Annotated in this window: 28 protein-coding genes and 1 riboswitch; of the genes, 14 read left to right on the top strand and 14 right to left on the bottom strand. The window is 73.2% G+C overall.

The features are described 5' to 3' along the window. Nucleotides 1-683: 683 nt before the first annotated feature. On the top strand, nucleotides 684-1,331 hold the full coding sequence (locus tag FHX31_RS04840) for a C39 family peptidase (protein ID WP_184975237.1): 648 nt from the start codon (nucleotides 684-686) through the stop codon (nucleotides 1,329-1,331). Nucleotides 1,332-1,402: 71 nt separating this feature from the next. Here the strand turns inward: FHX31_RS04840 and dusB are convergent, their stop codons facing one another. Continuing rightward, entirely contained in the window at nucleotides 1,403-2,566 is a 1,164-nt protein-coding gene (dusB, locus tag FHX31_RS04835; RefSeq protein WP_013287938.1) for a tRNA dihydrouridine synthase DusB, read from the bottom strand. Nucleotides 2,567-2,744: 178 nt separating this feature from the next. Here dusB and FHX31_RS04830 point away from each other — a divergent pair, with 178 nt between their 5' ends. Then, on the top strand, nucleotides 2,745-3,707 hold the full coding sequence (locus tag FHX31_RS04830) for a type IV toxin-antitoxin system AbiEi family antitoxin domain-containing protein (RefSeq protein WP_013475541.1): 963 nt from the start codon (nucleotides 2,745-2,747) through the stop codon (nucleotides 3,705-3,707). A 65-nt stretch (nucleotides 3,708-3,772) separates the two neighbouring features. Here the strand turns inward: FHX31_RS04830 and FHX31_RS04825 are convergent, their stop codons facing one another. The 3 genes from FHX31_RS04825 to FHX31_RS04815 all read right to left on the bottom strand — a co-directional run bounded on the left by FHX31_RS04825 (nucleotide 3,773) and on the right by FHX31_RS04815 (nucleotide 6,175). Then, nucleotides 3,773-5,152 (bottom strand): glycine--tRNA ligase, encoded by a 1,380-nt coding sequence (locus FHX31_RS04825; RefSeq protein ID WP_013475540.1) that lies wholly within the window; start codon nucleotides 5,150-5,152, stop codon nucleotides 3,773-3,775. A 113-nt stretch (nucleotides 5,153-5,265) separates the two neighbouring features. After that, nucleotides 5,266-5,739 carry a hypothetical protein gene (locus FHX31_RS04820; RefSeq protein WP_013287941.1) on the bottom strand — a complete coding sequence of 158 codons (474 nt, stop codon included), beginning with the start codon at nucleotides 5,737-5,739 and terminating at the stop codon, nucleotides 5,266-5,268. 94 nt (nucleotides 5,740-5,833) lie between these two features. Continuing rightward, nucleotides 5,834-6,175, bottom strand: coding sequence for an antibiotic biosynthesis monooxygenase family protein (locus FHX31_RS04815; protein WP_013287942.1), 342 nt, complete (start codon nucleotides 6,173-6,175; stop codon nucleotides 5,834-5,836). 27 nt (nucleotides 6,176-6,202) lie between these two features. On the opposite strand from FHX31_RS04815, the gene FHX31_RS04810 reads away from it, so the two are divergent. From FHX31_RS04810 to FHX31_RS04780, 7 genes are all read left to right on the top strand, one after another. After that, nucleotides 6,203-6,466: a DUF6703 family protein gene (locus FHX31_RS04810; RefSeq protein WP_013287943.1), complete on the top strand. Its 264-nt coding sequence runs from the start codon at nucleotides 6,203-6,205 to the stop codon at nucleotides 6,464-6,466. An 88-nt stretch (nucleotides 6,467-6,554) separates the two neighbouring features. Continuing rightward, entirely contained in the window at nucleotides 6,555-7,502 is a 948-nt protein-coding gene (locus FHX31_RS04805; RefSeq protein WP_184975229.1) for a metal ABC transporter substrate-binding protein, read from the top strand. After that, on the top strand, nucleotides 7,499-8,263 hold the full coding sequence (locus tag FHX31_RS04800; protein ID WP_184975226.1) for a metal ABC transporter ATP-binding protein: 765 nt from the start codon (nucleotides 7,499-7,501) through the stop codon (nucleotides 8,261-8,263). Before FHX31_RS04805 ends, FHX31_RS04800 begins: the two co-directional genes overlap by 4 nt. Before the next feature lies 1 nt (nucleotide 8,264). Then, complete coding sequence (locus FHX31_RS04795; protein ID WP_184975223.1) at nucleotides 8,265-9,140, top strand: metal ABC transporter permease; 876 nt, start codon at nucleotides 8,265-8,267, stop codon at nucleotides 9,138-9,140. Between the two features lie 43 nt (nucleotides 9,141-9,183). Further along, entirely contained in the window at nucleotides 9,184-9,486 is a 303-nt protein-coding gene (locus FHX31_RS04790; protein WP_013287947.1) for an ArsR/SmtB family transcription factor, read from the top strand. Between the two features lie 52 nt (nucleotides 9,487-9,538). After that, nucleotides 9,539-10,144: a hypothetical protein gene (locus FHX31_RS04785; RefSeq protein ID WP_013287948.1), complete on the top strand. Its 606-nt coding sequence runs from the start codon at nucleotides 9,539-9,541 to the stop codon at nucleotides 10,142-10,144. Nucleotides 10,145-10,153: 9 nt separating this feature from the next. Further along, a complete protein-coding gene (locus tag FHX31_RS04780) occupies nucleotides 10,154-10,321 on the top strand; it encodes a hypothetical protein (RefSeq protein WP_013287949.1) in 168 nt (55 codons plus the stop codon). Between the two features lie 57 nt (nucleotides 10,322-10,378). On the opposite strand, the gene FHX31_RS04775 is transcribed toward FHX31_RS04780, so the two are convergent. The 4 genes from FHX31_RS04775 to FHX31_RS04760 form a co-directional block, all read right to left on the bottom strand. Next, nucleotides 10,379-12,352 carry an acyl-CoA dehydrogenase family protein gene (locus FHX31_RS04775; RefSeq protein ID WP_184975220.1) on the bottom strand — a complete coding sequence of 658 codons (1,974 nt, stop codon included), beginning with the start codon at nucleotides 12,350-12,352 and terminating at the stop codon, nucleotides 10,379-10,381. A gap of 108 nt (nucleotides 12,353-12,460) precedes the next feature. After that, entirely contained in the window at nucleotides 12,461-12,961 is a 501-nt protein-coding gene (locus tag FHX31_RS04770) for a DUF6328 family protein (RefSeq protein WP_013287951.1), read from the bottom strand. Between the two features lie 91 nt (nucleotides 12,962-13,052). Further along, on the bottom strand, nucleotides 13,053-13,802 hold the full coding sequence (locus FHX31_RS04765) for a sugar isomerase domain-containing protein (protein ID WP_013287952.1): 750 nt from the start codon (nucleotides 13,800-13,802) through the stop codon (nucleotides 13,053-13,055). Further along, the gene (locus FHX31_RS04760) at nucleotides 13,799-14,635 is read right to left on the bottom strand and encodes an alpha/beta fold hydrolase (protein ID WP_030274658.1); all 837 of its coding nucleotides are present in this window, start codon (nucleotides 14,633-14,635) and stop codon (nucleotides 13,799-13,801) included. The genes FHX31_RS04765 and FHX31_RS04760 overlap by 4 nt, the downstream gene beginning before the upstream one ends. 76 nt (nucleotides 14,636-14,711) lie before the next feature. Then, nucleotides 14,712-14,818, top strand: a riboswitch (TPP riboswitch). 75 nt (nucleotides 14,819-14,893) lie between these two features. Here FHX31_RS04760 and FHX31_RS04755 point away from each other — a divergent pair. From FHX31_RS04755 to FHX31_RS04745, 3 genes are all read left to right on the top strand, one after another. Next, entirely contained in the window at nucleotides 14,894-15,484 is a 591-nt protein-coding gene (locus tag FHX31_RS04755; protein WP_013475532.1) for an ECF transporter S component, read from the top strand. A gap of 96 nt (nucleotides 15,485-15,580) precedes the next feature. Beyond that, complete coding sequence (locus FHX31_RS04750) at nucleotides 15,581-17,014, top strand: ABC transporter ATP-binding protein (RefSeq protein WP_184975217.1); 1,434 nt, start codon at nucleotides 15,581-15,583, stop codon at nucleotides 17,012-17,014. Continuing rightward, the gene (locus FHX31_RS04745) at nucleotides 17,011-17,811 is read left to right on the top strand and encodes an energy-coupling factor transporter transmembrane component T family protein (RefSeq protein ID WP_030274655.1); all 801 of its coding nucleotides are present in this window, start codon (nucleotides 17,011-17,013) and stop codon (nucleotides 17,809-17,811) included. The genes FHX31_RS04750 and FHX31_RS04745 overlap by 4 nt, the downstream gene beginning before the upstream one ends. A 252-nt stretch (nucleotides 17,812-18,063) precedes the next feature. Here FHX31_RS04745 and FHX31_RS04740 read toward each other — a convergent pair whose 3' ends face one another. Further along, the gene (locus FHX31_RS04740; RefSeq protein ID WP_184975214.1) at nucleotides 18,064-18,360 is read right to left on the bottom strand and encodes a hypothetical protein; all 297 of its coding nucleotides are present in this window, start codon (nucleotides 18,358-18,360) and stop codon (nucleotides 18,064-18,066) included. Nucleotides 18,361-18,726: 366 nt separating this feature from the next. Here FHX31_RS04740 and gndA point away from each other — a divergent pair, with 366 nt between their 5' ends. Beyond that, nucleotides 18,727-20,169 carry an NADP-dependent phosphogluconate dehydrogenase gene (gene gndA, locus FHX31_RS04735; protein WP_013287958.1) on the top strand — a complete coding sequence of 481 codons (1,443 nt, stop codon included), beginning with the start codon at nucleotides 18,727-18,729 and terminating at the stop codon, nucleotides 20,167-20,169. Nucleotides 20,170-20,196: 27 nt separating this feature from the next. On the opposite strand, the gene FHX31_RS04730 is transcribed toward gndA, so the two are convergent. The 4 genes from FHX31_RS04730 to recO all read right to left on the bottom strand — a co-directional run bounded on the left by FHX31_RS04730 (nucleotide 20,197) and on the right by recO (nucleotide 22,478). Then, the gene (locus tag FHX31_RS04730) at nucleotides 20,197-20,421 is read right to left on the bottom strand and encodes a hypothetical protein (RefSeq protein ID WP_013287959.1); all 225 of its coding nucleotides are present in this window, start codon (nucleotides 20,419-20,421) and stop codon (nucleotides 20,197-20,199) included. A 121-nt stretch (nucleotides 20,422-20,542) separates the two neighbouring features. Next, entirely contained in the window at nucleotides 20,543-20,728 is a 186-nt protein-coding gene (locus tag FHX31_RS04725) for a hypothetical protein (RefSeq protein WP_013287960.1), read from the bottom strand. A gap of 68 nt (nucleotides 20,729-20,796) precedes the next feature. Then, nucleotides 20,797-21,573 carry an isoprenyl transferase gene (locus tag FHX31_RS04720; protein WP_030274649.1) on the bottom strand — a complete coding sequence of 259 codons (777 nt, stop codon included), beginning with the start codon at nucleotides 21,571-21,573 and terminating at the stop codon, nucleotides 20,797-20,799. Nucleotides 21,574-21,605: 32 nt separating this feature from the next. Beyond that, entirely contained in the window at nucleotides 21,606-22,478 is an 873-nt protein-coding gene (gene recO / locus FHX31_RS04715; RefSeq protein ID WP_030274647.1) for a DNA repair protein RecO, read from the bottom strand. A gap of 102 nt (nucleotides 22,479-22,580) precedes the next feature. Here recO and FHX31_RS04710 point away from each other — a divergent pair, with 102 nt between their 5' ends. Next, complete coding sequence (locus FHX31_RS04710; protein ID WP_221488005.1) at nucleotides 22,581-23,432, top strand: DUF4097 family beta strand repeat-containing protein; 852 nt, start codon at nucleotides 22,581-22,583, stop codon at nucleotides 23,430-23,432. Nucleotides 23,433-23,497: 65 nt separating this feature from the next. Here the strand turns inward: FHX31_RS04710 and FHX31_RS04705 are convergent, their stop codons facing one another. Further along, on the bottom strand, nucleotides 23,498-24,673 hold the full coding sequence (locus FHX31_RS04705) for an acyltransferase family protein (protein ID WP_013287964.1): 1,176 nt from the start codon (nucleotides 24,671-24,673) through the stop codon (nucleotides 23,498-23,500). Between the last annotated feature and the right edge of the window lie 69 nt (nucleotides 24,674-24,742).

The following is a 24,742-nucleotide window of genomic DNA, read 5'->3' as shown; positions in this document are numbered from 1 at the left end:
GCGCCCCGAGCGCCCCGAGCGCCCCGAGCGCCCCGAAGATCTTGGTACGGAACGGCCCTCGGAGGGGCGCCGATCTACCAAGATCTCGAAGCTCACCCGCCCAGAGCCCGACATCGGGCACCAAGGCGACTCACCCCCCTCCCATCGGATCGGTGATCAAGGAGTTTGTGCCCGGTGCACGGCCTCAGACGGACACAAACTCCTTGATCAACGGGGTGGGGGGGTGGGGGGAGCCCTCGAGGTGGCCGGGCCGGGGTGGCTGCGGCGAGGACGGGCGGGGTTCGGTGTCGACGGCAGCCCTGATGGGCTCGGTGTCCGGATTCGGGGTGGTCGGGGTCACCCGTGGGGTGGAATCGGGGGTGGGTGCGGGGCGTTGTACATGGCAGACCGCGCCGCACCCGCCGACCGCCCGCCCCCTCGGGCCGGGAATCAGGCCGGGACGCCGGTCGTTACATCCCCGAGCCGCCGAGCAGGCCGACAGCGCCTGTCGAGCTGGCCCCACCGCCGGGCAGCGCCCCGGGAATGACCCCGGACCCCCGGTCGTTACATCCCCGAGCCGCCGGAGCAGGCCAACCCCCTGGCCGCCCGTGCAGGCCACCGGCCCGACGCACATACCGGGCCACCTGATCTTTCTTCGCGGCATCCCCCATCGCCGCGTACCCCCGACAGAGAGGCAACTGATCATGGCTACCACTCTGCTGCGCAAGACCGCTCTGACCGTCGCCGGTATCGCCGCCACCGCCGGTGGCATCGCCGGCCCCGCCATCGCCGCCCAGGCCACCCCGGCCGAGCGCGCCGCCCAGGTCGTCACCACCGACCGCAAGCACGGTGAGCGGGAGCTGGACGTGCGCTACGAGGCGCAGCCCAACTTCTACTTCTGCGGCCCCGCCGCCGCCCGTAACGCGCTGAGCGTGCAGGGCAAGAACATCGACGTGCACGCCATGGCCAAGGAGATGGGCACCACCGAGGCCGGCACCAACTCCATCAACGACATCACCCCGGTGCTCAACAAGGAGACCGGTAAGGACGTCTACAAGTCGACCGAGATCCCGGTGGACAAGGTCGGTGACAAGGTGGAGAAGCTGCGTGCCGACGTGGTCAAGACCGTCGACGACGGCCGTGCCGTGGTGGCCAACATCGCCGGCACCGCCACCGACACCGACGGCACCACCCACTCGTTCGAGGGTGGCCACTACATCAGCGTGGTCGGCTACCGCGACGGCGGCAAGGTCGTGACGATCGCCGACTCGGCGAACCCGGACCAGGCCTCCTACCGGATCGACGTGGACGAGCTCGCCCGCTGGATCGCCAGCCGCGGCTACAGCTCCTGACCGAGTGACAATGACGAAGGGCCCGACCCCGGAACGGGGGTCGGGCCCTTCGGCGTGTCCGGGGTCAGCGGTCAGCCGCCCGAGTCGTCCAGCTCCGCGCCGTCGGGCGGGGTGTCGTCGTCGCGGCTGGCCAGCCAGCCGTCGGGCAGGAAGACCTTGCCCGGGGAGTTGGTACGGCCGCGCGGCTGGCCGAGGTTCTCCACCGGGAACGGTACGGCCGGGTCGAGCTTGCCGAGCAGGTCGTCGAGCTGCGCCAGGCTCTCGATCATGGCGAGCGAGCGGCGCAGTTCGCTGCCGATCGGGAAGCCCTTCAGGTACCAGGCGACGTGCTTGCGGAAGTCGGTGCAGCCGTCCCGCTCGCCGCGGGCCGGGTTGCGCGCGCCCGCCACGAACTGCTCCACCAGCAGTTCGGCGTGCCGCCGCATGGTCACCGCCACCTCGCCGAGGCTCGGTAGCCGCCGCTCGGCGCTCCCGTTGAACGCGGCCTCCAGGTCGGCGAACAGCCACGGCCGGCCCAGGCAGCCGCGCCCGATCACCACGCCGTCGACGCCGGTGTGCGCGACCATCCGCAGCGCGTCGTCGGCCTCCCAGATGTCGCCGTTGCCGAGCACCGGCACGTCGAGCGCCGACTTGAGCGTGGCGATCGCGTCCCAGTCGGCGGTGCCGGAGTAGCGCTGCGCGGCCGTACGCCCGTGCAGGGCGACCGCCGCGACGCCCGCGTCCTGGGCCGCCAGCCCCGCCTCGACGTACGTCAGGTGGTCGTCGTCGATGCCCTTGCGCATCTTGACGGTGACCGGCACCCCGGCGGGTGACGCGGCGTCCACCGCGGCCCTGACCAGCCGGGCGAACAGCCGGCGGCGCCACGGCAGGGCCGAGCCGCCGCCCCGGCGGGTCACCTTGGGCACCGGGCAGCCGAAGTTCAGGTCGATGTGGTCGGCCAGGTCGCGCTCGACCACGATCCGCACGGCGGCGGCGGTGATCTCCGGGTCGGTGCCGTAGAGCTGGAGGCTGCGGGGCTTCTCCTCGGCGCCGAAGGCGATCATGCGCAGCGTCTTCGGGTTCCGCTCGACGAGCGCGCGGGTGGTGATCATCTCGCAGACGTAGATGCCGCCGCCCTGCTCACGGCAGAGCCGGCGGAAGCCGACGTTGGTGATCCCGGCCATCGGCGCGAGCACCACCGGCGGCCACACCCGGTGCGGGCCGATGGTCAACGCGGGCAGGGTCGGGGCAGTCACCGCACAAGTGTAAGGAAGGGCCCCTTCTTAACGTCTCCGGTAGAGCAGGGGCCCCTTGTTAACAGGGCACATATCACAGCCGGCCAGCCCGGCGGGCGTTCTCCACAACCGGGGCGGCTGTCCACAGGACGGGCGGACGGGCAGGAGGAGCAGCGGTCGAGCCCGCACGCTGCCGGGCATGCGCGAACAGCCACCCGAACTCAGCGACCTGGCCGAGCGCCAGCAGCAGATCGTCACCCGGACGCAGCTACTCGGCGTCGGATACGACGACATGTACCTGTACCGGCAGACCCGGCGCGGCCTGTGGCAGCGCGTGCTGCCGGCCACGTACGCGCTCGTCACCGGCACCCTCACCGACGAGCAACGACGAATCTCGGCGGCGCTCTACGCGGGCGCCGACGCCCAGCTCACCGGCCTGGCCGCCCTGATCTGGTACGGCTTCCGGCACAGTCCGCGCACCGCTGACGTACACCTGATCCTGCCGCACCACGTGCGGCGCCGCTCGGCCGGTCACGCGGTGATCGCGCGGGCCCTGGAGCTTGATCCGCGGGCCCGGCGGACCGCGCTGTACCCGGTGTGCTCGCCGGCCAGGGCGGTCGTGGACGCGGCCCGCGACCTGCGCCGGCTGCGGCCGGTACGGGCGACGGTGGCCGAGGCCGTGCAGCGCGGTTTCACCGACCTGGACAGCCTGGACGCGGAGATCCGCCGGGCCCGGCGGAGCCGCACCGCCCTGATCCGGAAGGCGTTCGCGGAGATCACCGATGGGGTCCGCTCGGCGCCGGAGACGGAGCTGCGGGAGTGCCTGGGCGCCAGCGGCGTGCTCGGCGGGATCCTGTGGAACCCGCGGCTGTCGGCGGCCGACGGCACCCGGCTGCCGACGCCGGACGGCTACCTCGCCGAGTGCGCGGTGGCGCTGGAGGTCGACTCGCGGGAGTACCACCTCAGCCCGAACGACTGGGCGCGGACGCTGGACCGGCACAACGAGCTGAGCCGGTACGGGGTGCTCATCCTGCACTTCACGCCGGCGCAGATCCGCCGGGAGCCGGGCCGTGTGCGGCGCATGGTGGAGGACGCGTACGCGGCCCGGCGCGGGCTGGGCGCCGGGACCGGCGTACGGGCGGAGCCGATCTCCCCCGGATGAGGGGTGTTAAGAAGGGGCCCCTTCTCTACGCGAGGCGTTAAGAAGGGGCCCTTCCTTACATCGGGTCAGCAGCCGGGCAGGCGCTCGATCAGGTAGCGCTCGACCTGGTCCAGCGAGACGCGCTCCTGGGCCATCGTGTCCCGGTTCCGGACCGTGACCGCGTTGTCGTCGAGCGTGTCGAAGTCGACTGTGACGCAGAACGGCGTGCCGATCTCGTCCTGCCGGCGGTAGCGGCGGCCGATCGCCTGCGAGTCGTCGAACTCGACCACCCAGCGCTTGCGCAGGTCGGTGGCGAGCTGCTTGGCCTTCGGCGACAGCGCCTCGTTGCGCGACAGCGGCAGCACGGCGACCTTGACCGGGGCCAGGCGCGGGTCGAACCGCATGACGGTGCGCTTGTCCACGCCGCCCTTGGTGTTCGGCGCCTCGTCCTCGTCGTACGCCTCGAGCAGGAACGCCAGCACCGCGCGGGTGAGGCCGGCGGCCGGCTCGATCACGTACGGCATCCAGCGCTCGCCCTTGCCCTGGTCGAAGTACGACAGGTCGACGCCGGAGTGCTTGCTGTGCGTGGACAGGTCGAAGTCGGTGCGGTTGGCGATGCCCTCCAGCTCGGCGAACTCGCTGCCGCCGAACCGGAACCGGTACTCGATGTCGACGGTGCGCTTCGAGTAGTGGGAGAGCTTCTCCTTGGGGTGCTCGTAGAAGCGCAGGTTCTCCTCGGACAGGCCCAGGTCGAGGTACCAGTTCCAGCGCTCGGAGAGCCAGTACTCGTGCCACTGCTCGTCGGTGCCGGGCTCGACGAAGAACTCCATCTCCATCTGCTCGAACTCGCGGGTCCGGAAGATGAAGTTGCCCGGGGTGATCTCGTTGCGGAACGACTTGCCGGTCTGCGCGATGCCGAACGGCGGCTTCTTGCGGGCGACCGTCTCCACGTTCTTGTAGTTGACGAAGATGCCCTGGGCGGTCTCGGGGCGCAGGTAGTGCATGCCCTCGTCGCTCTCCACCGGGCCCAGGTAGGTCTTCATCAGGCCGTTGAACATCTTCGGCTCGGTGAAGGTGCCCTTGTTGCCGCAGTTGGGGCAGTTCAGCTCCGTCAGCGAGGTCAGCGGCTTGCCGTGCTTGGCCTCGTACGCCTCTTCCAGGTGGTCGGCCCGGAACCGCTTGTGGCAGGACTGGCACTCGGTCAGCGGGTCGACGAACTCGGCGATGTGGCCGCTGGCCTCCCAGACCTTGCGGGCCAGGATGACCGCCGAGTCGAGGCCGACGACGTCGTCGCGCTGCTGCACCATGGTCCGCCACCACTGCCGGCGGACGTTCTCCTTCAGCTCGACGCCGAGCGGACCGTAGTCCCACGCCGACCGGGTGCCCCCGTAGATCTCGCTGGAGGGAAAGACGAAGCCCCGGCGCTTGGCGAGGCTGGTGACGGCGTCGATACGGTCGGCTGGCATGTTTCCTCCTACGCCGGCTGGCGGTCGGCGCGGTTGAGATGGATGGAACCGGGCTGTTCGGGACAACGGTACGACCGTGTCCGTCCCGAGCCCAGCAGAATACCGGGGGCCGGTCAGCTCACCCCGCAGACCTCCACGCCGCCCGTCTGCTGGTCCGGCGCGAGCGTCACGGTCTGCGCCTCCCGCCGGCCGCCGGCGAGCGTGACGTCCACCGGCACGGTGAGCGTGGTGAGGTCGACCTCGCCCACCCGGTAGCCGGAGATCTGCGGCTCGGTCGCCACCCGGCGCTCGAACTCGCGCCGGGGCTCGCGTCGCCGGATGTCGTCGCAGAGCGTGTCGTACGCCTTGGACCACTCCCGGGCCACGAGCGCCTGGTAGTAGTCGTTCGTGACCGCCCGGCCCTGCTCACCGATCGCCTGGGCGTTGCTCACCGCCAGGCCGACCACTGCCGCCCCGCCCCCACCGCAGCAGATCAGCACTGCGAGCGCGCCCGCGCCGAGGCCGAGCCAGAGCCGGGTCCGCCCGCCCTCGGTGGGCGGGGCGGCGAACGGCGGCGCGGCGCCGGGCCCCTGCGGCGGCGCGGGCACCCCGTGTTCCGCCGGCAGCGCGGGCGGAACGGATGACGGGGGTGGCGCGGCCGGTCCGGGAGCGGTCATACGCGCCAGGGTAGTGCCCCGGCACTCAGCGATACGGACCTGCGGCGCGATCGCTGGCGACGACGACGATCTCACCCTCGGGGGCGGCGCTGGCGAGCGTCTCGTACGCCGACGGCTCGTCCACCGATCGGGCGAGCAGCGGCACGGCGGTGACCTTGACGTCGAATCCGCCGAGCGCCCGCCGGTACGCACCGACCGACTCCCACTCGGTGATCAGGACCCAGTGGTCCGGGTCGTCGAGCGCCCGCAGCAGTTCACCGCGCAGGTAGCCGGGGCGGGCGGCGAGCGCGGCCAGCGCGGCGTGCGCCGCACGGGTGAACTCGTCCACCGTTTCGGCTTCCACCACGAAGCGGTTGGTGACCAGCACGGGGTTCCTCCTCGTAGAGTTTGTGGCATGCAGCGTACGCAGAGTCCTGTGCTGTCCCGGTTGGCACGGCTCAACCCGACGGCGGTGTTCCTGGCCGCGCTGGCCCTGGTGCTTGTCGGCCTCTTCGCGCCCGGCCCGGCGGGCGGCGTCCTGCTGCTCGTGCTGGCCGGCGTGCTGGTCTGGCTGATGTCGGTCACCTGGCCGGTGCAGGCCCCGGCGACCCGGATGCTCCGGCTGGTGATGCTCACCTTGTTGATCGCGGTGGCGCTGGCGAAGCTCATGGTCGGCTGACTCGGGAAAGCAGAACCGAGCTGACCTGCGCTGACATGCAATCATGCGTTTTTGACAATAGTTTTCGTTGTCGCGGACAGTTGAGCCCATGACCGTTCGTGCACCCCGCCGTATCCTGACCGCCGCAGCCGCCGCCCTGCTCGCCGCCGCCGGCCTGACCGCCTGCGCGGACGGCACAGGCGGCGCGAGCGCGCCGGGCAGGGTCGACGTGGTGGCCGCGTTCTACCCGCTCCAGTTCCTGGCCGAGCGGATCGGCGGCGACACGGTCGCGGTCAGCAACCTGACCAAGCCCGGCGCCGAGCCGCACGACCTGGAACTCAACCCGCGGCAGGTCGGCCAGGTCGTCGACGCCGACGTGGTCGTCTACCTCAGCGGCTTCCAGCCGGCGGTGGACGAGGCGGTGGAGCAGAACGGCGGCGACCGCGCGTTCGACGTGGCGGGCGTGACGCCGCTGCGGGACGCCGCCGCCGGTGGCCACGACCACGATCACGAGGGCGAGGCCGGGCACGCCGAGGAGGGCGGCGGCAAGGACCCGCACGTCTGGCTCGACCCGACCCGGCTGGCCACCATCGGCGACAAGCTCGCCGAGCGCCTCGGCAAGGCCGACCCGGACCACGCCGCCGACTACGCCGCCCGCGCCGGCGCGCTGCGCACCGAGCTGACGAAGCTGGACACCGAGTACGCCGACGGCCTGCGCACCTGCCAGCGCCGGGAGATCGTCACCAGCCACACCGCGTTCGGCTACCTGACCGAGCGCTACCAGCTGGAACAGATCGGCATCAGCGGGCTCACCCCGGAGTCCGAGCCGTCCCCGAAGCGCCTCGCCGAGGTCGCCGAGGAGGCCCGGGAGCACCAGGCCGGCACGATCTTCTTCGAGACGCTGGTCAGCCCGAAGGTCGCCGAGACGATCGCGCGTGAGGTCGGGGCGAAGACGGCCGTCCTGGACCCGCTGGAGGGCCCGCCCGCCGACGGCGACTACCTCTCCGCGATGCGCACCAACCTGCAGACCCTGCGAACCGCTCTGGACTGTTCATGACCTCACCCGTGATCGAGATCGCGCACGCCACCGTCGGCTACGACGGCAGCCCGGTGCTGCGTGACGTCTCGCTGACAGTGACCGCCGGCGAGGTGGTCGCCGTGCTCGGCGCCAACGGCTCCGGCAAGTCGACGCTCGTGCGCGCCGCGCTCGGCCTGGTGCCGGTCGGCGCCGGGTCGGTCGCCCTGTTCGGCACGCCGCAGCGCCGCTTCCGGCAGTGGCACCGCATCGGGTACGTGCCGCAGCGGCTCGGCGCGGGCAGCGGAGTACCAGCCACCGTGCGCGAGGTGGTGGCGTCCGGGCGGCTGGCCCGCCGGGGCGTACTGCGTCCCTCCGGGCGGGCGGACCGGGAGGCGGTGGCGGCGGCACTGGACGCGGTCGGGCTCGCCGACCGGGCCGGTGACCCGGTGTCCACGCTCTCCGGCGGCCAGCAGCAGCGCACCCTGATCGCCCGCGCGCTGGCCGGCGGGCCGGAGCTGCTGGTGCTGGACGAGCCGACCGCCGGGGTGGACGCTGCGAGCCAGGAGGCGTTCGCCGGGGCGCTGCGCGCGTTCCGCGACGGTGGCGGCACGGTCCTGCTCGTCGCGCACGAGCTGGGCCCGCTGCGCCCGCTGATCAGCCGGGCCGTGGTGGTGCACCAGGGCGGGATCGCCCACGACGGCGCGGTGCCCGAACCGGCCGGCCACCACGCCGACCCGGACCACGAGCACGTGCACCCGCACTGCGACGAGGAGCCCGCCCGGCTCTGGACAGGCATCTGAGATGGATCTCTTCCAGTACGACTTCATGCTCCGCGCCCTGGTCGGCGCGCTGATCATCGGTCTGGCCGCCCCGGCGCTCGGCATCTACCTGGTGCAGCGCCGGCTGGCGTTGATCGGCGACGGGCTCGGGCACGTGGCGCTCACCGGCGTCGGTGCGGGACTGCTGCTCAACCGCTCCCCCGTGCTGGTGGCGGTGATCGCCGCGACGCTCGGCGCGGTGGTGATCGAGCTGGTCCGCGCGTACGGGCGCACCTCCGGCGACCTGGCGCTGGCGTTGCTGTTCTACGGCGGCATCGCCGGTGGCGTGATGCTGGTCGGGCTGTCCGACGCCAGCAGCGGGTCGCTCAACGCGTACCTGTTCGGGTCGCTGACCACCACCTCCCGCACCGACCTGATCACCATCGGGGTGCTCGGCGCGGTGCTGCTGGTGACCATGCTGGTGCTGCGCCCGGCGCTGTTCGCGGTCTGCCACGACGAGGAGTACGCCCGGGTGTCCGGCCTGCCGGTGCGGGCGCTGAACCTGCTCATCGCGGTCGGCACCGCGGTCACGGTGACCATCGCCATGCGGGCGGTCGGGGTGCTGCTGATCAGCGCGCTGATGGTGGTGCCGGTGGCGACCGCGCAGCAGGTGACCCGGGGCTTCCGCTCCACCATGACGGCGGCCATGGCGCTGGGCCTGTTCGCCGCCGGCACCGGGGTCTGGGTGGCCGCGACCGCCGACACCGCCCCCGGCGCATCGGTGGTGCTCGTGGCGATCGGCTCGTTCCTGCTGGTCGCGCTCGCGGCGGCCGGTGTGCGGGCGCTGCGGCGGCGGGTGCGGGCCGACCGGGCCACGCCCCCGTCCGAGCCGGTCGAGCACGAGGTGCTGCTGCGGTGAGGCCCTGCCCGCCGGCGCAGCTGGGATTGGTTACCGTTACAGGGTGACCGGCACGAACGGGTACGACGCCTTCGAGGGTGCGGGTGACCTGCTGCGCGCGCTCTCGGCCCCGATCCGGCTCGCGATCGTCAGCGAGCTGGCCGAGGGCGAACGCTGCGTGCACGAGCTGGTCGAGAAGCTCGGCGCGCCGCAGCCGCTGGTCTCCCAGCACCTGCGGGTGCTGCGGGGCGCCGGGGTGGTGCGCGGGTCGCGGCGCGGCCGGGAGATCGCGTACGCGCTGGTCGACGACCACGTCGCGCACATCGTGGCGGACGCGGTCAGTCACGCCGGTGAAGGGTCGCACTGAGCGGGAAATCGGCCACGTGCCGACGCGCCCGCGCCGTGGGACGCTGTCCGGCGTGAAGATCTACGCCGACCGTTTTCCCACCGCCGTCCGCCAGTTCCTCACCGACCTGCTCGTGGTCGTCTGGGTGTACGCGGCGATCCGCTTCGCGCTGTGGCTGCACGACGTGGTCGAGAAGCTCGCCGTACCGGGGCAGAAGCTGGAGGGGGCCGGCGGCGGACTCGCCGACAACCTGGCCGACGCCGGCGGCAAGGTCGGCCGGGTGCCGATCGTCGGCGACGAGCTGACCGCGCCGTTCACCCGGGCCGCCGACGCCGCCCGCTCGGTCGCCGAGGCGGGCCGCGACCAGCAGGAGCTGGTCGGGCAGCTCGCGCTCGGGCTGACCGTCGCGGTGCTGGTGTTCCCGCTCGGCCTGGTGCTGTTCGGCTGGCTGCCGCTGCGCCTGCGCTGGATGCGCCGGGCCGGCGCGGCGAAGGCACTGGCGGGCGTCCCGGCCGGCCGGGACCTGCTGGCGCTGCGCGCGCTGGCCGGTCAGCCGCTGTCGAAGCTGACCCGGATCGCGCCCGACGTCGCCGAGGCGTGGCGGCGCGGCGACGACGCGACCGTCGACGCGCTCGCCGCGCTGGAGCTGCGCGAACTGGGGCTGCGCGGCGGCCGGTAAGGTGTGCCGGTGCTGTACTTCCTGATCGTCGTCGCCGTGCTGCTGCTGGGATACGCAGGCGTGCTGGTGAGTTTCGTCCGCAAGGGCCGCAAGATCCCGCCGTCGGCGTACCTGGTGCTGGCCGGCCTCAACGGCCTGATCCTGGCCGGCATCCTGGCCTGGGCGATCGCGCGCTGACCGCCCGGCGGCCGCCCTCGGCGGCCGTCCGGGCGGCACGGCCGCCTGGTGGTCCGGTCAGCCGGCGGGCGGGATGCGACGGCGTACGTCCTGCTCGGTGGACGGCCCCGGCTCCCAGCGGGCCACCCAGGGCAGGTCGGCGGGCGGGGTGACGACACCCTCCTCCACCGAGGCGTACCGGCCGGCGACGATCCGCTTGGCGGCGGCCACGTCGACCGAGTCGGTGTTCGACCACAGGCCGGTGAACAGCTCGTCGACGCGCAGCCGCGCCTGCCGGCAGAACAGGTCGGCCAGCTCGACGTTCTCCGGGTGCGCGTCCCGCTCGGCGTAGGCCCGGACGCAGACCGCGCTCATCGCGAACAGCTCCGCGCCGATGTCCACCACCCGGCCGAGGAACGCCTGCTTGCGCTCCATCTTCCCCTGCCAGCGGGACATCGCGTAGAACGTCGACCGGGCCAGCTTGCGGGAGGTCCGCTCGACGTGGCGCAGGTGCCCGGCCAGCGGCCCGAACTCCTGGTACGCCCCGGGCGTCTGCCCCTTGCCGACGGCGAGCGTGGGCAGCCACCTCGCGTAGAAGGCGCCGGCCCGCGCGCCCGCCTTCGCCTTGCGGCCCAGCCCCGCGTCGGGGTCGATGATGTCGCCCGCGACGGACAGGTGCGCGTCGACCGCCTCGCGGGCGATCAGCAGGTGCATGATCTCGGTGGAGCCCTCGAAGATCCGGTTGATCCGCAGGTCGCGCAGGAGCTGCTCGACAGCGGCCGGCCGTTCCCCCCGGGCGGCGAGCGAGTCGGCCGTCTCGTAGCCGCGCCCACCGCGGATCTGGATCAGCTCGTCGGCGATCCGCCAGGCCATCTCGCTGGCGTAGAGCTTGACCAGCGCCGCCTCGATCCGGATGTCGTTGCGGTCGTCGTCGGCGAGCATGCAGGACAGGTCGAGCATGGACTCCATGCCGTACGTGGTGGCGGCGATGAAGGCCAGCTTCTTCGCCACCGCCTCGTGCTCGCCCACCGGGCGGCCCCACTGGACCCGGTCCGCCGCCCACTCGCGGGCCACGTTGAGCGCCCACTTCCCGGCGCCGACGCACATGGCAGGCAGCGAGAGCCGGCCGGTGTTCAACGTGGTCAGCGCGATCTTGAGGCCCTTGCCCTCACCGCCGATCACGTTCTCCTTCGGCACGAACACGTCGTGGAACCGGGTGAGGCTGTTCTCCAGGCCGCGCAACCCGACGAAGGAGTTGCGCCGCTCCACGGTGATGCCGTCGCTGTCGCCCTCCACCACGAACGCGGTGATGCCGCCGCGCCGCCCCTCGCCGGCCGGCACCCGGGCCATCACCACCAGCAGCGTGGCGAGCGTGCCGTTGGTGGCCCAGAGCTTCACCCCGTTGAGCCGGTAGCCGGTGCCGTCCGCGGTCGGCTCGGCGGTGGTGGCGAGCCGGGCCGGGTCGGAGCCGACGTCCGGCTCGGTGAGCAGGAACGCGGAGACCTCACCGGCGGCGAGCCGGGGCAGGAACCGTTCCTTCTGCTCGGGCGTGCCGAACATCTTCAGCGGCTGCGGCACGCCGATCGACTGGTGCGCGGAGAGCAGCGCGCTGACCGCCGGGTTCACCGAGCCGACGAGCATCAGCGCCCGGCAGTAGTGCAGGTTACTCAGCCCCAGCCCGCCGTACTGACGGTCGATCTTCATGCCGAACGTGCCGAGCCCGGCCAGGCCGTGGAACACCTCGTCGGGGATGCGCGCGTCCCGCTCGATCGCCTCGCCGTCCACCTCGGACGTCAGGTACGCGCGCAGCGAGCCGAGGAACTCGTCGGCGCGGGCCACCTCGGCCGGATCGGGGCGGGGCCACGGGTCGATCAGGTCGAGCCGGAAGCGGCCGAGGAACAGTTCCTTGCCGAAGCTGGGCCGGTCCCAGGCCGACTCGCGGGCGGCCTCGGCGACCTGCCGGGCCTCCTTCTCGGAGACCTGGCCCGCCTCGGCGGGCAGCGGCCCCGCGCCGTCTGGTGACTCGGGCCGGCTGTTCTGTGTCGTGGTCACGGCTGCCTCCTCGTCGGTCCGGCTGCGTCGACGCGTTCGACGAAAACGACGCTACCCCCGGGTGTTACCCAGGGGTAGCGCTGCGTGCACGTCCGATTTGGCGGACGGTCAGTCGGTGAGCGTCTGCGGGTTGTCGTCCTCGTCGTCGATGTCGTCCTCACCCCAGTTGCGCCGGCTGAACGGCAGGATGGCCCAGAAGATCAGGAACCAGAGGCCGGTGAGCGCGCTGAGCAGGAACGCGATCGGCCGGTCCAGCACGAAGTCGGTGACCAGCAGGACCGAGCTGACCATCGCGATCAGCATGAAGAACAGGCCGCCGGTGGCCATCCGGTGGGCGAACCGGACCAGCTCCGGCTTACGCCCCTGCCGGAACAGCGCCCGGTGGAACGCGACCGGAGAAATGATCATCGCGGCGGACGCGGCGGCGGTCAGCAGCGCCACGATGTAGACGTCGCGCTGGAACTCCGTGGTCCGGCCGAACCCGTTGCTGAACGGCAGCGTCAGCAGGAAGGCGAAGAGGATCTGCACGCCGGTCTGCGCGACCCGCAGCTCCTGCAACAGATCGGCGAAGTTGCGCTGCCAGCGCTGCTTCTCGGATTCCTTGGACACTCGCGGACCTCCCCGGGAGACGGCACGGCCGGCGGGTGAACGCCCACCGGCAGGACCGCCTGTGCCCCGTACGGATGATCACGAAACCGGTTCAGGAACCGCGGCGGATCCGGCCCGCGTACCGTGCCTCCAGTTCGGCGTTGTGCTCGTCGCCGCCGGTGATGTTCGCGGACAGGTAGACCGGCGGGCGCTGCCCCGCCGCGACCAGCCGGGCCACCACCTCGGCGACGATCTGCTGGGCGAGCAGCGCCGCGGTGATCGAGGAGACCGCGCCGACCGCGCCGCCGCCCGGCAGCGGCAGCGTGGCGTCGCCGTACGGGGCGCCGTTGTCCAGCACCACGTCGGCGAAGTCGGCGAGCTTGCGGCCGGACGGGTGCCGCGAGGTCATCCGCGCCGAGTGCTGTGCCGACGTGATCGCCACCAGGCCGTGCCCGCGTTCCTTCACGATGGACGCGAACTCGACCATCGCCCCGTTCACGCCCGAGTTCGAGGCCAGCACGAACACGTCCTGCGGCCGGATCGGCGCCAGCTCGTAGAGGCGGTGCGCCACGGCCGGGTCGCGCTCCAGCTTCGGGCCGAGCACGTCGGCCGGGTCGCCGCCGATCAGCACCAGGTCACGCAGCGCGATCCGGTTGGTGGGCACCAGCCCGCCGGCCCGGCCGGCGATCTCCATGGCCAGCGCCTCGGAGTGCCCGGTGCCGAACGCGTGCACCACACCGTCGGCGCGCAGCGCCGCCGCGATCAGGTCGGCCGCGTCGGCCACGTTCTGCCGCTGCTCGGCGGCGACCCGGCCGATCGTCTCGGTCACCACCGCCAGGTACGCCTCGGCGCTCACCGTCATGCCTCCTCCGTTCCCGCGCACCGGGCGAGGATCGCCTCGGCCAGCGGGCCGGGCGCCTCGTCCGGGATCCAGTGGCTGACGCCGGACAGCGTCACGAACCGGTAGTCACCGGTGACGTGCGCGGCGCACGCCTGCGCGGCCGTCCGGCCGATCGCCACGTCCTTGTCGCTCCACACGAACGTGGTGGGCACCCCCACCGGGGCGACCGCCTTCATGTCCGCACCGGTCATCGCGCGGTACCAGTTCAGCGCCGCCGTCAACGCGCCCGGCTCGCGCATCGGCTCGGCGTACCGGGCCACCACGTCGGCGTCGCCCACTCCGCTCAGCAGCTTGCGCAGCGTGGCGCCGTTCCACGCCAGCAGCACCTTCTCCGCCGTACCGGGCTTGCGGAACAACGCGATGTAGGCGGACTTGACCTTCTGCCGGGGGTCGGTGGCGAGCGCGTGCCCCATCGCGGCCGGGTGCGGCACCGACACCGCGGTCAGCGTCCGCACCCGCTCCGGGTGCGCCGCCGCCAGCCCCCACGCCACGATCGCGCCCCAGTCGTGGCCGACCACGTGGGCGCCGGTCACCCCGAGTGCGTCCAGCACCGCGGCCGCGTCGGCCACCAGCTCCGGAATCCGGTACGCCCCGACGTCGGCCGGACGCGCGCCGGGCGAGTAGCCGCGCTGGTCGAGCGCGTACGTGCGCAGCCCGGCGGCGTGCAGCGCGGGCGTGACCGCGTCCCACTCACCGGAGTGCTGCGGGAAGCCGTGCAGCAACAGGACCGGGTCACCGTCCTCGGGGCCGCCGGCGCGTACCTCGAACGTCAGTCCCCGCGCATCCACCAGCATGATCGCCACCATACCGACACTCGCCCTGCTGGGCCGGGGCCCGTGGTCGGTGCTAGCGTCTGCGACGAGACAACTTCACATCCGACAGGGGAGCGCACAGCGCTGAGAGTGCGGGCCGGTGCCCGCAGACCCTCGAACCTGATCTGGGTAATGCCAGCGCAGGGAGTTCGGTCGACCTCCAGCCGCGTCGCCGTCCGGTGACCACCGGGCGCGGCGTGCGTCTTCTCCTGGTTCACCTCGACGAACTGGGAGCCAACCGTGAACCACACCGACAGCAACCGCTGGCGTACCGTCGACATCGTCGTCGCCTCGGTCATCGCCGTCGCCTTCGGCGTCGTCTTCTGGGCCTGGGGCCTGCTCTGGAGCGCCACCGACGCGGCGTTCGCGTTCTTCCCGCCGGCCCAGGCCGTGCTATACGGCGTGTGGCTGATCCCGGCGGTGCTCGCCGGCCTGATCATCCGCAAGCCGGGCGCCGCGCTGTACTGCGAGACGGTGGCCGCGATCATCTCCGCCCTGCTGGGCAGCCAGTGGGCGAGCATCGTGATCCTCCAGGGCCTGATGCAGGGCATCGGCGCCGAGCTGGCCTTCGCCGCGTTCCGGTACCGCTCGTTCCGACTGCCGGTGGCGGTGCTGGCCGGCGCGCTGACCGGTCTCGGCGCGGCGATCTTCGACTTCGTCTACTGGAACAAGGCTTTCGACTTCGCCTCCTACCGCCTCCCGTACGCGCTGATCACGATCGTCAGCGCCACGATCGTCGCCGGTCTCGGCGCGCACGTCCTCACCCGCGCGCTGGCGAACACCGGCGTCCTGGACCGCTTCCCCGCCGGCCGCGACCGAGCCCTGGTCTGACGCCTCCATCGTGTCGATCATGAAGTTGACGGCCGTTTCGGCACCCGTCATCGCCGTCAACCTCATGATCGACGGAGAAGAGGGGGTGGGTGGGCGGTGAGCGGGGTGGTGCTGCGGGGGTTCGGGTGGCGGCACGGGGGACGGAAACGCTGGGCTCTGCGCGGGGTGGATCTGCGCGTGGAGAGCGGCGAGCGGGTGCTGCTGCTCGGACCCTCCGGCGCCGGTAAGAGCACGCTGCTGGCCGCGCTGGCCGGGCTGCTGCCGGAGGACTCCGGCGAGCAGGAGGGCACCGTCGAGATCGACGGGCTGGACCCGCGCAAGGCCCGCGAGCGCGTCGGCATCGTCTTCCAGGACCCGGAGACCCAGCTCGTCATGGCCCGCTCCGGCGACGACGTGGCGTTCGGGCTGGAGAACCGTGGCGTACCCGCCGGGGAGATCTGGCCCCGCGTCGACGAGGCGCTGCACCGGGTCGGTTTCCCGTACGACAGGGACCGCCCCACCGCAGCGCTCAGCGGCGGCGAGCAGCAGCGGCTGGCGCTGGCCGGCACGCTCGCGCTGCGTCCCGGGCTGCTGCTGCTCGACGAGCCCACCGCCAACCTCGACCCGGCCGGCGCCACCCTGATCCGCCGGGCCGTCGCGAACGCGCTCGACCCGGACACCACGATGGTCCTGGTCGAGCACCGGGTCACCGAGGCGCTGCCGCTGGTCGACCGCGTCGTCGTGCTGGAACCCGGCGGCGGGGTGCGCGCCGACGGGCCGCCCGAGGCGGTCTTCGCCGCGCACGGCGACGCGCTGGCCGCCGCCGGGGTCTGGGTACCCGGCCACGTCGCGCCACCCCGGCACGCCACCACGCCGCCCGGCGACGTGCTGCTCACCGCGGAGCGGCTCGGCCTGCCGCCCCGGCTCGACCCCACCGATCTCCGGGTACGCGCCGGCGAGGCGCTCGCCGTCCTCGGCCCCAACGGCGCCGGCAAGTCCACACTGGCGCTGCTCCTGGGCGGCCTGCTGAAGCCCGGCACGGGCGCCGTCACCGCGTCGGCGGAACTCGCCGGGCGGGACGCGCGAACTCCCCCGCACCGCTGGCGGGCACCCGCGCTGGTACGCCGGATCGGTTCGGTGTTCCAGGACCCGGAACACCAGTTCGTCACCGCCACGGTCCGCGACGAGCTGGCGCTCGGCCCGCGCCGCACCGGCCGGCCCGAGTCGGCGGTGACCGCCACCGTCGACGAGCTGCTGCACCGGTTGCGGCTGGACCGGCTGGCCGGCGCCAACCCGTACACCCTCTCGGGCGGGGAGGCGCGGCGGCTGAGTGTGGCGACGGCCCTGGCCACCGCGCCCCGCCTGCTGATCTGCGACGAGCCCACGTTCGGCCAGGACCGGCGGACCTGGCTGGAGCTGGTCGACCTGCTCGCCGAGCTGCGCGACGCCGGGCACGGCGTGGTCGCGGTGACCCACGACGAGGACTTCGTCGCCGCGCTGGCCGACACGACGCTCACCCTGCACCGCTCCCCCGACGGGGTGGCCACGTGATCGGCCTAGAACCGGTCGCCGCACCCGGCGCCCCGCTGGCCCGGCGCAACCCGGTGGCGAAGCTGGCCGCCGCTGTGGTCTTCACGCTGATCCTGGTGGCGACGCTCGACCCGGTGGCCCCGGCCATCGCCATCGCCGTCGAACTCGCGGTGCTGCCGCTGTTCGGGGTCCGCTACCGGGTGCTGGCCCGCCGGGCCTGGCCGCTGCTCGCCGGTGCCGCCGGCATCCTGATCACGCTGGTGCTCTTCGCGGCCGACCGCTCCGGCCGGGTGCTGGTCGAGGCCGGCCCGGTCCTGGTCACCGAGGGCGTCCTCGTCACCGCGCTGGGCCTGGTGCTGCGGATGCTCGCCGTGGCGCTGCCCGGCATCGTCGTGTTCGCCACCACCGACCCGACGGACCTGGCCGACGCGCTGATCCAGAACGCGAAGACGCCCGCCCGGTTCGCCATCGGGGCGCTCGCCGCGTTCCGGATGGTGCCGCTGCTGGAACAGGAATGGCGGATGATCAGCATGGCCCGCCGGGCCCGCGGCGTGGACGCCGGCCGCAACCCGGTGGCGAAGCTGCGGCTGTTCGCGTCCACCGCGTTCACGCTGCTGGTGGGCGCGATCCGGCGGGGTACCCGGCTGGCCGTGGCGATGGACGCCCGGGGCTTCGACGCGGGTACGCCGCGCACCGTGGCCCGCCCGCAGCGCTTCACCCGCGCCGACGCCCTGCTCGTGGCGGGCGCCGCGCTGCTGGCCGGCGGTGCCCTGGCCACAAGCATCGCCCTGGGCACCTTCCGCCCCTTGATCGGCTGACCCCGGGCCCGCCCCGCCTCCCCGTCCCCGCCGCCCTCACCCCGCCCACCCTCGCCCCGTTGATCATGAAGTTGACGGCACCGGTTGCCCGTTTTGTCGCCGCCAACTTCATGATCGACAGGGCTGGAGTGGATCTTGGTACGGGATGGCCCTTCTAGGGGCCGGAATCGTCCAAGATCTCTGGGGGGACGCCCGGGCAGGCCCCCGATGAGGGGCCTGCCCGGTGAGCGGCTGGCCGGGAAGGGCTGTCGGTCAGCTGCGGCGGAAGGCGTAGAACCGGGTCTGGCCGGCGCGCTGACTACGCCCGGTGAACCGGGCCTGCCGCCCTGCCGGTGGGCCGGACCGGGGCGGCGTCGCGGATGCGCCCGGCAGGACCGGGGTCTCCAGGGACTCCGAGGGCGGCACCGACTCCGGGGACACGGCGGACGCCACCGGCTCCGTGGGGAGCACCACCGCGGGTGGCGTCACCGTGAGCGCGTCGAGCTTCGGCGGGGTCACCTGCGGCGACGACTGCTTGCGGGACTTCTTCGGATTGCGCTTCGCGGGCATTCGCGGGCCTCCTGTCGTGCGGGCGCGCCGACCGGGACGCGCCGAGCGGGGGCTCCGGTGCGTTCCGATCACGACAGACACCGCGACCGACGGTGGCGGGGAAGGAATGCGGACGCCCGGAGCAGGACGGGTCCACGGCACTGGCGGCGGTGGACCGGGCTCGGAGGTGGGGCGTCACTTACGCATGCGGCAACGCTATCCCGCGGCCCGGAGACCCCGCACCCGAATTACCGGAGAGAACGCGAACGCGCCCGCGCGAGACGCACGGCCACCCGGCGATCACGCCCTGTCGACGTCCCCGCCCGCTCCCCCGGCGACCGCGATACGGTCGCAGAACGGCAGCACGAACGAGAGGTGGCGGTACGCATGGCAGAGCAGGCGACGGCGCAGATCGGGGTCACCGGTCTGGCGGTGATGGGCCGCAACCTGGCCCGGAACCTGGCCCGCAACGGCTTCGCCGTGGCGGTGCACAACCGGTCGCCGGAACGTACCCGCAGCCTGGTCGCCGAGCACGGCGACGAGGGCACGTTCGTGCCGTCGGAGTCGCTCGCGGACTTCGTCGGCTCGCTGGAGCGGCCCCGCGCGGTGATCGTGATGGTGAAGGCCGGCGCGCCCACCGACGCGGTGATCGACGAACTGGTCCCGCTGCTGGAGGAGGGCGACATCGTCGTCGACTGCGGCAACGCGCACTTCGCCGACACCCGCCGCCGGGAGGAGGCGCTGCGCGCGCACGGGCTGCACTTCGTCGGCACCGGAGTGTCCGGCGGCGAGGAGGGCGCGCTGCTCGGTCCGAGCATCATGCCCGGCGGGTCGGCCGAGTCGTACCGCAAGCTCGGGCCGATCTTCGAGAAGATCGCCGCGCAGGTGGACGGTGAGCCCTGCTGCCGGCACATCGGGCCGGACGGCGCGGGCCACTTCGTGAAGATGGTCCACAACGGCATCGAGTACGCCGACATGCAGCTCATCGCCGAGGCGTACGACCTGTTGCGGGCCGGTCTGTCGGCGAGCCCGGCGGAGATCGCGGAGATCTTCCGGGAGTGGAACGGCGGCGAGCTGGGGTCGTTCCTCATCGAGATCACCGCCGACGTGCTCGGCCACACCGACGCGGCCACCGGCCAGGCGTTCGTGGACATCGTGCTCGACCAGGCCGAGCAGAAGGGCACCGGCCGCTGGACCGTGCAGAGCGCGCTCGACCTCGGCATCCCGATCACCGGCATCGCCGAGGCCACATTCGCGCGGTCGCTGTCCGGGCACGCCGACCAGCGCGAGGCAGCCCGCCGGGTGTTCGCCGACGCGGGTGAGAAGTGGCAGGTGGACGACCGGGACGCGTTCGTCGAGGACGTGCGCCGCGCACTGCTCGCCAGCAAGATCGTCGCGTACGCGCAGGGGTTCGACCACATCCGGGCCGGCAGCCGGGAGTACGACTGGGACATCGACCTGGGCGGCACGGCCACCATCTGGCGGGGCGGCTGCATCATCCGGGCCGGTTTCCTGGACCGGATCCGGGAGGCGTACGACGCGGAGCCGGACCTGTCGACGCTGCTCGTCGCGCCGTGGTTCGCCGAGCGGGTCAGCGACGGCGTACCGGCCTGGCGACGGGTGGTGGCCGACGCGGCCCGGGCGGGCGTGCCGGCCCCGGCCTTCGGGTCGTCGCTGGCCTACTTCGACGCGCTGCGGGCGCAGCGGCTGCCGGCCGCGCTGATCCAGGGCCTGCGGGACGACTTCGGCGCGCACACCTACCACCGGGTGGACCGGGCCGGCTCGTTCCACACGCTCTGGGCGGGCGACCGCTCCGAAGTGGAGGCGTGAGCCGCGCAGACAGCCCCGCCGGACGGTTCACCAGGCCCGCTGACCGTCCGGGTCGGGCGCCCAGCCGGCGGCCGGCTCACCCGACGCCAGTTCGCCGATCTCACCGGAGCGGACCGCCGGGGTGTGCCCGAGGTCGGCGCACCACCGCTGGGCGACGTCGGCGCACAGTGCGGCCACCGCGTCCCGGCGGGCCGGCTCCACCAGGTCGGCGGCGGCCAGGGCAGCAGTCATCTCGTACCGGAGATCGCGCATCCTCCACCCCCGTGGCGGGCGCGCACCCGGCGGCGCGCCCTGCGCCGATCGTAGAGCGGAACGCCCCGCGCCCGGCGGGAAAGCCGGATGCGGGGCGTCACGGTCGGGCCGGACGTCGCGGTCAGAAGAACCGGCGACGCCTGGCCTTCTGCGGCCGGATCAGGTCGGCGCCCTTGGTCAGCAGACGGCTCACCCCGGACGGGCCACGACGGGCCTCCAGGGTGTGGCTGAGCCGGCGCGCGCCGGCCGCCGCCAGCGGCACGGCGACCGCCATGACCGCCCACTGCGCGATCCGCTTCTGAATCATGTGGTTCACCTCCGCGTTTGCTGTCTGGAGGTATCGGTACCCAGCGCGGCCCGTCGGTAAGCGTGACCTCAGGCGCCCGGGGCGACCGGGTTGGGCAGGGCGCCGCCGAAGCGGCGGTCGCGCTGGGCGTACAGCTCGCAGGCGTACCAGAGGTGGCGGCGGTCGAAGTCGGGCCAGAGCGTGTCCAGGTAGACCAGCTCGGCGTACGCGGTCTGCCAGAGCAGGAAGTTGGAGATGCGCTGCTCGCCGGAGGGGCGCAGGAACAGGTCGACCTCGGGCACCTCGGGGTGGTAGAGGTAGCGCGCCACCGTCTTCTCGTTCACCTTGGCCGGGTCGAGCCTGCCGGCCGCGACGTCGCGGGCGATCCCGGCGGCGGCGTCGGCGATCTCCGCCTGGCCGCCGTAGTTGACGCAGAACTGCAGCGTCAGCGTCGAGTTGCCGCGCGACATCTCCTCGGCGGTCTGCAACTCGGAGATGACGCTCTTCCACAGCCGGCCGGCACGGCCCGACCAGACCACCCGGACGCCCAGGTCGACGAGCTGGTCGCGGCGGCGGCGGATGACGTCCCTGTTGAAGCCCATCAGGAAGCGGACCTCGTCCGGCGAGCGCCGCCAGTTCTCGGTGGAGAACGCGTACGCCGACAGGTAGGGGATCCCCATCTCGATCGCGCCCTCGACGGCGTCGAACAGGCTGTGCTCGCCCTGCTCGTGCCCCTTGGTGCGGGGCAGCCCACGCTCCTTGGCCCAGCGGCCGTTGCCGTCCATCACGATGGCGACGTGCCGGGGCACCGCGGCGGGCGGCAGCGCCGGCGGACGGGCGCCGGAGGGGTGCGGGGTCGGCGGCACCGGCTCGCGGCGGGTCGCCCTCGTCGATCGGATCACTCGGTCATCTCCCTGTTCACTCCGGCGACGGGCCCGGCGCCGGAGCGCGGCGGGACCACATCCGGCCCCGCGCCGCCGGGCGACGGGACCGCGCCGGCCGCCGGGGCACCCCGGTCGACCAGCGGCAGCGAGCGTAGCGCGCGCTCCAGATGCCACTGGAGGTGCGCCGCGACCAGTCCGCTGCACTCCCGGCGTACGCCGGTCTCTGCGGCGTCGGCGTACCCCCAGTCGCCGGAGGTCAGCGCGGACATCAGCTCCAGCGTGGCGGGCGCGGGGTGGGCGGCGCCGGGGGGCCGGCAGTCCGGGCAGACGGCGCCGCCGGCCGGTACGGAGAACGCGCGGTGCCGGCCCGGCTCGCCGCACACCGCGCAGGCGACGAGCGCCGGCGCCCAGCCGGCGAACGCCATGCCGCGCAGCAGGTACGCGTCGAGCACCAGCGTGGTGGCGTGCTCGCCCCGGGCCAGCGACTTCATCGCGCCGAGGGTGAGCTGGAACAGCCGCAGCGACGGCTCGCGCTCGACCGGGGTGAGTCGCTCGGCGGTCTCGGCGATCGCACTGGCCGCCGTGTAGCGGGGGTAGTCGCCGAGGAACCGCTTGCCGTACAGCTCGATCGCCTCGACCTGGCTGACGGTGTGCAGCGAGCTGCCCTGGTTGCCCTTGGGATCACCGGCGAGCTGGAGGTCGACATGCCCGAACGGCTCCAGCCGCGCGCCGAACCGGCTCGTGGTGCGCCGCACGCCCCGGGCCACCGCGCGCAGCCGCCCGTGCCGGCGGGTGAACAGCGTGATGATGCGGTCGGACTCGCCCAGCTTCTGCACACGCAGCACCACCGCGTCGTCGCGGTAGAGCTGTCGGCGGTACCCGGCCATCAGGCCATTCTCCCTCCGGGTGCGATCTCAGGGTCGGCTCGGGGTGGACGGTCGGGCGATCCCCGATGTGCCGGGCGTCGGGCCGGACCTAGTGTGCTGGCCATGGCTTCGCTCCGCACCGCTCCCCGGCTACGCAGCGCTTTCCGGCTACGTGGCGCTTTCCGGCTACGTGGCGCTTTCCGGCTACGTGGCGTGGTGGCCGCCACCGCGGCCAGCGCCCTCATCGTCCTCGCCGGGTGTGACACCCTCTCGTTCCGCCGCCTCGACTTCGACCAGACCGAGCGGACGAAGATCACGAAGATCACCGTGGACGACGACGGCGCCGGCGACGTCGTGGTCCGGGCGAACGGCCCCGCCGACCAGGTACGCATCAAGCGCGTGGTCCGCTACCAGGGCGACGAGCCGACCAGCCGGTACGAGGTCAAGGGAGACGAACTCGTCCTGCCCACCGACTGCGGGCACCGGTGCAGCATCTCCTGGGAGGTGACCGCGCCGCCCGGCGTGGTGGTGCGCGGCGGCACCGGCTCGGGCAACGTCGACCTCAGCGACGTCGGCGCGGTGGAGTTCACGCTCAGCTCCGGCGACCTGACCATCAGGGGCGCCACCGGCGAGGTCCGCGCCTCCACCACGTCGGGCAACATCCGGGTCGTCGAGGCGGCCGGCCCGGTGCGGCTGCGTGCCCGCTCCGGTGACATCGAGGCCCGCCGGCTCGCCTCCGCGATCGACGCCGAGACCACGTCCGGCAACATCGTCGTCGAGCTGGACCAGCCGGCACCGGCCCGGGTGCACGCCACGAGCGGAGACGTGGACCTGGCCGTGCCGGCGGGCCGCTACCGGGTGCGCGCCACCGCGACGTCCGGCGACACCGACGTGCGCGTCACCGACGACCCGACCGCGTCGGTGCAGCTCGAAGCATCCGCCACCAGCGGCAACGTCACGGTCAGCACCCGCTGAGCGGACGGCGCACCTGGGCGGGCCGCGCCCGGTGGCCGCTCAGTCGGGCCGCGCCCGGTGGCCGCTCAGTCGCCGCCGGGCGTGTCCCGCCGGGCCGCCCGGACGCCGTCGCCCCGGCCGGGGTCCTCGGCCGGGCGGCGCGGCGCCGGCACCCGCGCCCCGACGCTCACCAGCGCGTCCTCCGCCCCGGCGGGGGCCGGGCTGGCCGGGGCGGCCGCCGCCCGGTCGGCCACGGTCCGCCGCGGCTTGCCGGGGACCAGTTCGGGGGTACGCCGGGCTGCGACGTCCTCGACCCAGCCGACCAGAAGCGTCACCACGCCGACGAGCGCGAAGACCAGCCCCACCCGCAGCCACAGGCCCACCGGGTCGCGCGGCGACCAGCCGACCAGGCCGACGAGCGGGGTGAGGAGCACCACGAACGGCATGTGCCAGAGGTAGATCGTCAGCGCACGCCGGTTCACCACCGTCACCGCCCGGCCGAGCGCCGGCACGCGGTCGACCCAGGTCACCCCGGCCGGGGCCCGGCCGATCGCCACCAGGATGAACGCGGCCGACCAGAGCGCGTTGCCCAGCGGGATGTCGTTGATGTCGAATCCGCGCGGGCCCGGATGGGTGACGATCCAGGCCAGCCCGGCGGCGCCGACCACGGCGGCCACCGGCAGCAGCACCCGGTTGCGCATCCGGCGCAGCAGCCCGTCGTGGTGGGCGAAGCCGAGCAGCCAGGCGCCGAAGTAGAGGCCGAACTCGCGCAGCACCGTCGGCGGGTTCGCCAGGACGCCGATCTCGATCGCGACCAGCAGCAGGTACGGAGCGGCGAGCGTGGGCAGCGGCGCCCGGCGGAACAGCCAGAGCACGAACGGCGAGGCGAGCACGAACCACAGGTAGTCCCGCAGGTACCAGATGGGGCTGAGCGCCAGCCCACCCCAGTAGTTGGCCGGCGGGTCGCTGATCGGGAAGAGCCAGAGCAGCACCTTCGGGCTGAACGTCAGCCCGGTGAGCAGCATGGCCGGCACGAAGACCGCGGCCACCACCCACAGCGACGGCAGGAGGCGGCGCAGCCGGCGCCCGACCGCGCGTACCCCGCTGCGGTCGAGTGACGCCGCCATCAGCGACCCGGCCAGGGCGAACATCACCGACATCGCCGGAAACACCAGCGTGAGCGTGGCGTAGCCGGTGACGTGGTAGGTGACGACTCGCAGGATGGCCAGGAAGCGGAGCAGGTCCAGATAGCGGTTTCGCATCAGCTCACGGCGGGTCCGGGGGCAGAGACAATGGTCCCTACCCTGCTCCGGGACGCTGTGAAACAGCCA

This window comes from Micromonospora sp. CNZ286, from assembly GCF_014207755.1.
The sequence above is the reverse complement of the archived record's forward strand: the minus strand, read 5'-3'. Positions and strand labels throughout refer to the sequence as shown.